Origin of the sequence: Vibrio sp. TRT 2004 (assembly GCF_050113735.1) — a bacterium.
Lineage (GTDB): Bacteria > Pseudomonadota > Gammaproteobacteria > Enterobacterales > Vibrionaceae > Vibrio.
In genome coordinates, this window is record NZ_JBNJOH010000087.1 from 1 (window position 1) to 3,832 (window position 3,832).

Annotated in this window: 8 protein-coding genes; 1 reads left to right on the plus strand and 7 read right to left on the minus strand. The window is 44.7% G+C overall.

All coding sequences use genetic code 11. The features are described from left to right. Positions 1-27 precede the first annotated feature (27 nt). The 7 genes from ACQEXR_RS19720 to ACQEXR_RS19750 all read right to left on the minus strand — a co-directional run bounded on the left by ACQEXR_RS19720 (position 28) and on the right by ACQEXR_RS19750 (position 3,236). Positions 28-498: a hypothetical protein gene (locus ACQEXR_RS19720; protein ID WP_427020987.1), complete on the minus strand. Its 471-nt coding sequence runs from the start codon at positions 496-498 to the stop codon at positions 28-30. 179 nt (positions 499-677) lie between these two features. Then, complete coding sequence (locus ACQEXR_RS19725) at positions 678-902, minus strand: hypothetical protein (protein ID WP_427020988.1); 225 nt, start codon at positions 900-902, stop codon at positions 678-680. 10 nt (positions 903-912) lie between these two features. Continuing rightward, a complete protein-coding gene (locus ACQEXR_RS19730; protein ID WP_427020989.1) occupies positions 913-1,146 on the minus strand; it encodes a transcriptional regulator in 234 nt (77 codons plus the stop codon). A gap of 3 nt (positions 1,147-1,149) precedes the next feature. Continuing rightward, positions 1,150-1,458, minus strand: coding sequence for a hypothetical protein (locus ACQEXR_RS19735; RefSeq protein ID WP_427020990.1), 309 nt, complete (start codon positions 1,456-1,458; stop codon positions 1,150-1,152). After that, entirely contained in the window at positions 1,449-2,717 is a 1,269-nt protein-coding gene (locus tag ACQEXR_RS19740; protein ID WP_427020991.1) for a replication initiation factor domain-containing protein, read from the minus strand. The genes ACQEXR_RS19735 and ACQEXR_RS19740 overlap by 10 nt, the downstream gene beginning before the upstream one ends. Next, a complete protein-coding gene (locus ACQEXR_RS19745; RefSeq protein ID WP_427020992.1) occupies positions 2,710-2,934 on the minus strand; it encodes a hypothetical protein in 225 nt (74 codons plus the stop codon). Before ACQEXR_RS19745 ends, ACQEXR_RS19740 begins: the two co-directional genes overlap by 8 nt. A gap of 2 nt (positions 2,935-2,936) precedes the next feature. Then, positions 2,937-3,236: a hypothetical protein gene (locus tag ACQEXR_RS19750; RefSeq protein WP_427020993.1), complete on the minus strand. Its 300-nt coding sequence runs from the start codon at positions 3,234-3,236 to the stop codon at positions 2,937-2,939. Between the two features lie 121 nt (positions 3,237-3,357). On the opposite strand from ACQEXR_RS19750, the gene ACQEXR_RS19755 reads away from it, so the two are divergent. Next, a complete protein-coding gene (locus ACQEXR_RS19755; RefSeq protein WP_427020994.1) occupies positions 3,358-3,726 on the plus strand; it encodes a DUF3693 domain-containing protein in 369 nt (122 codons plus the stop codon). Positions 3,727-3,832 lie beyond the last annotated feature (106 nt).

Here is a 3,832-nt window from a genome sequence, read left to right on the forward strand (position 1 = left end):
TGGTTCACCTCGTTCTGATAGCCTACTCTAAGCGTAGGGCTTGAGAGTGAGGCGGACCATATAATTAGCCCCTTTGACATCATCACCATAAATATACGCGTTCCAAGTTAAGCGACGCGTCGCGGTTTGCGAATTGAAATATTCGCAAGAGGTACGGCACGACCCATCAGGGTTATAGCCGAAATCACAACCCGTGACATCGGTCGGAGGCTCGAAACCGTCGGGAGTAGAGGCGTCACACTTGCCTTGTGAATTGAGATTCTGACCATCAGGGCAACTGTCTTTCTTGGTATAACGGATCACTTTCCAAAGCGTACTATTCGCATCGGTATACACCGAAATGTAACCAGCTGGCCGCTCAATAGCACTTGTGATCGTTCCATAAGCCGAACCACTATTGACCGACATCATTTTGCAGCCATTCAACGCAGGCAAGGAAAGAGTGTCACCGATAGCGACGCAATCCACCGTCCAGCGACTATCCGCCCAAAGCCTCACTTCATATAACGTGGCAGACAGGACAGAATTAGAGATAAGAAGGCTCAATAAAAACAGGTACTTTTTCATAAAAAAAAGGGACAACTAAGTCCCCCTCAATTAGCCAGATATAACGCCCGTATAGACTCCATAGCAAAAGCACAAAGCCATGACGGACGCTAAACCAACAGAAACCAGCATTAGCGACGAGACAACCAGCTAACCACCATGCCAAGGCCAAAGCCAAGAGCCGCAAGCGCAATAACGCCCGACGTTGTGGTGCTCACAAGTGCTTTGCCTGCATCGATAGCCGACGTGATTTCCGTCGTGTTATCCGCCATAGCAGAGCCAGAAACGGTCAGTGCAACACCTGCTTGAACGTAAGCGTTAGTTGCCATGTTTTTAACATTCTGAATAATACGCATAGTAATTTTCCTATTTTTTACCTAGATATTTAATGACGCGACCAAGTGCATGGCCAACTATAAAAGTCACCAGAAACTGACCAAGCAACATCTCATAAAGTGCTTGGTCAAACTGGAGAAGTGAAGGGTCGAATTGACCCTCTACCAATTGTGTTACCTCGCCCTTAGACAGCACCACATAGTCACAGGTTGAATCTGTCACTTGAGTGATGAGCCCATGAACAATGGCAACGCAAACAGACACGAGTTAACCTTTGACTGGCTTAATATCGACCACGATGTTACGCGCAGGATTCTGCGGGTCAGCATCCAAATGCAACTCGCACACCATTGGAAATTGGCTTTCTAACTCTTTGAACGCCATAACCAGTGAAGGATTAGGGTTCATGGCAATTTGTTTCTTATCCAGACCCACCGCTTGACAGGCACCTTTTTCAGATTTCCAACCTTCATTGGGTGCGAGGTAGTTCACGACCGCGAAGTTGTAAGGGCGGTCGTCCTTTTTTGAGAGACCTTGCGAGTGTTCGCAACCAATCACGATGACAGTTAAAGGCATAATAATTCTCCAGTTTTTTCCATATGTAAGCCCCGACCGACTGGATAGTTAATTCGATCGGGAATGTCAGTTATCGCCAGCCCCCGAGTGAGGACATCCAACACTTTTTGGTCGCAATGTTTCTCATCGGAATAGAGCTGGCGAAGCGCATTAAGTAACTTGCCGTATTGAGTTTTAGCGTGTTTGATGGCGTTCTCTAACGTCGTGTTGAACACCAACTTAGTGGTATTGATAGCAATCGGTTGAACCTCTTCAATCAGAGAGGCAAGGGCAGGGTATGCGCCTGCAAAATAAGGGTCAGGGTTAACCAACACATCTAAAGGAATGACGCGATAACGGTTGCCGATTTGAACCTCAAAGCGATTCCAGTTTGGGTATTTTTCACACTTCATTTGAGCGGCTTTATCATAGGCTCGAAATATCTTGCCGTTCTCACGGGCACCGACATAAAACGTATGACCCGCATCAGGCACGAAGCCGCACTTTTTACGGTCACTCGGTGACATGCTTTGATAGCCTCTAAACTCGCCAGCACTTGGCGGAGTACCGCGAGTGATAAACTGACCATCCAGATATTTATCTTTCATATCTTCAATGGACACATTGCCAACGAAGTCATCTAAGGCAATATCAATGCGCGTTAACTTGGCTCCGACCATCTGTTTTAGTGCCTTGTGTAACACTTCCATATTGATAGCTTCACAGCCTTTACCCGAAAACGATACGTAGTAACCAAAGTTGGCCGCGCCCCAAGCCACTAAGCCTGCTTGAGTGCCATTGCAAAGTAGTTTTGCTGAATATTTGTATCCAGAAAAACCACCTCGACGTTCTAGCGTCCAGACGTTTTTTTCGTAGCTGATTTCGTTCTCAAGCACTTCAAGGAAGGATTCGATTTCGCCATGACAAAGCGTGTCAAGCATATCGATACCGATATTAGCGATAAGGTTCTGATAGCACTCAGTGAATGACGCATTAACATCAATGAACACATCCGCATCAATCAAGGCTTTATCCAGTGAAGCGAAATAGAGATCACGATTGGCAAAGTTTTCAGATTCCACACAGCCAAGCAGCTGCGCTAAGTTCTCAGCGAAATGAGCGATTTTGGTTTGTTCACGCTGCTGAACAGCCACCACATTCTGAGATTCAAACTCGTTGATTTGTTCGATAGCAAAGCGTTGTTTCGCCATTTCCTTGCAGCGTTCAAGCAGTAAAGGTGAACCCGAAAAGCTCACGTAATCGATAATGGTCTTATTCATCGTGAAAAACCCGGTCAAAAGCACCATCAGAACGAAGTTGAGCTTCATTTTCATGAGTGATTTCAATGATTTCTCGCTCATCTTCACACGCGTAGAGATACATTTCGTGCTTAGTCTTGAAATATTCAGGCATCCCATCGATTGAACACCAGTAACCGTCAGAGTGGTGCTCTAAGTAAACAGGGTTCTTGCGTTGAGGTTTAGATGCAAAGGTCATCGTTAGGCTTCCTTTAGTTTTGAGTAAGTCATAAAACCAAGGTACTCACTGATGCGTTGAATTTGGTTGCCAGTGAAGTTTGAGATCGTGACACCATGACCGAACAACACGAAGTACGTTTCAGACAGTTCATCGAAGTGAAACGAGATTTGGTGAAGAGTGCATTCACAAACCACCTGATAAACACCAGAACTCAGTGAAGCTTGAACAACGTTAGTGCTAGGCTTTGAAAACGTTACAATGTCACCATCTTTAGGAAGTCTAAGATTGCTAGTGTCTGTATTGATAGTGCATGCGGTCATGGTTAAATCCTAAAGGCTGTCTAGTCCTGATTTGTGTGTACTATAGGACACAAAATTCAGGACTGTAAATACCGCTTTTTGTGGACTGCGGGTATACAATTATCAGGACAGGAGGATTTCCATGTACTCGAATAAACTATTAGATGCCTACAAAGAGGCTCGAAACTACGTACAAGATAAGCAAATTGCACACGACTTAGGATTGAGTCGTCAAAAAATCAGTGCAATTAGAAATGGACAACGCTATCTAACTGAAGATGAAGCACTTTTTCTAGCTGAAACTATAGGTTTATCTAGTGAAGAGGTTCTAGTGTACTTAGCCGCAGATAAAGCGAAGACTTACAAAGCTCAACAGGCTTGGAACAACATTGCAAAAAAGTTTGACGGGCGTAGTTTACAAGGAATATCAATGGCTTGCGGCGGCTTGATGTTGTGGATTGGCAGCCCCTCGGAGTCACTCGCTCAGTGCGTATTATGTATATTATGTTAAATGTTATATGTAGTTCAGCTAAACAATTGCCCGTTTGACTTACTCTACTGCGTTTATCGCCTAAGTTATTCAACATAATTGATTTACCATAAACACCCCTGATATT

What these genes read in the sequence shown, in the direction of transcription:
- ACQEXR_RS19750 (WP_427020993.1), bottom strand. Translation starts at nt 3,236, where the DNA reads ATGACCGCATGCACTATCAATACAGACACTAGCAATCTTAGACTTCCT.
- ACQEXR_RS19745 (WP_427020992.1), bottom strand. Translation starts at nt 2,934, where the DNA reads ATGACCTTTGCATCTAAACCTCAACGCAAGAACCCTGTTTACTTAGAG.
- ACQEXR_RS19755 (WP_427020994.1), top strand. Translation starts at nt 3,358, where the DNA reads ATGTACTCGAATAAACTATTAGATGCCTACAAAGAGGCTCGAAACTAC.
- ACQEXR_RS19735 (WP_427020990.1), bottom strand. Translation starts at nt 1,458, where the DNA reads ATGCCTTTAACTGTCATCGTGATTGGTTGCGAACACTCGCAAGGTCTC.
- ACQEXR_RS19740 (WP_427020991.1), bottom strand. Translation starts at nt 2,717, where the DNA reads ATGAATAAGACCATTATCGATTACGTGAGCTTTTCGGGTTCACCTTTA.
- ACQEXR_RS19725 (WP_427020988.1), bottom strand. Translation starts at nt 902, where the DNA reads ATGCGTATTATTCAGAATGTTAAAAACATGGCAACTAACGCTTACGTT.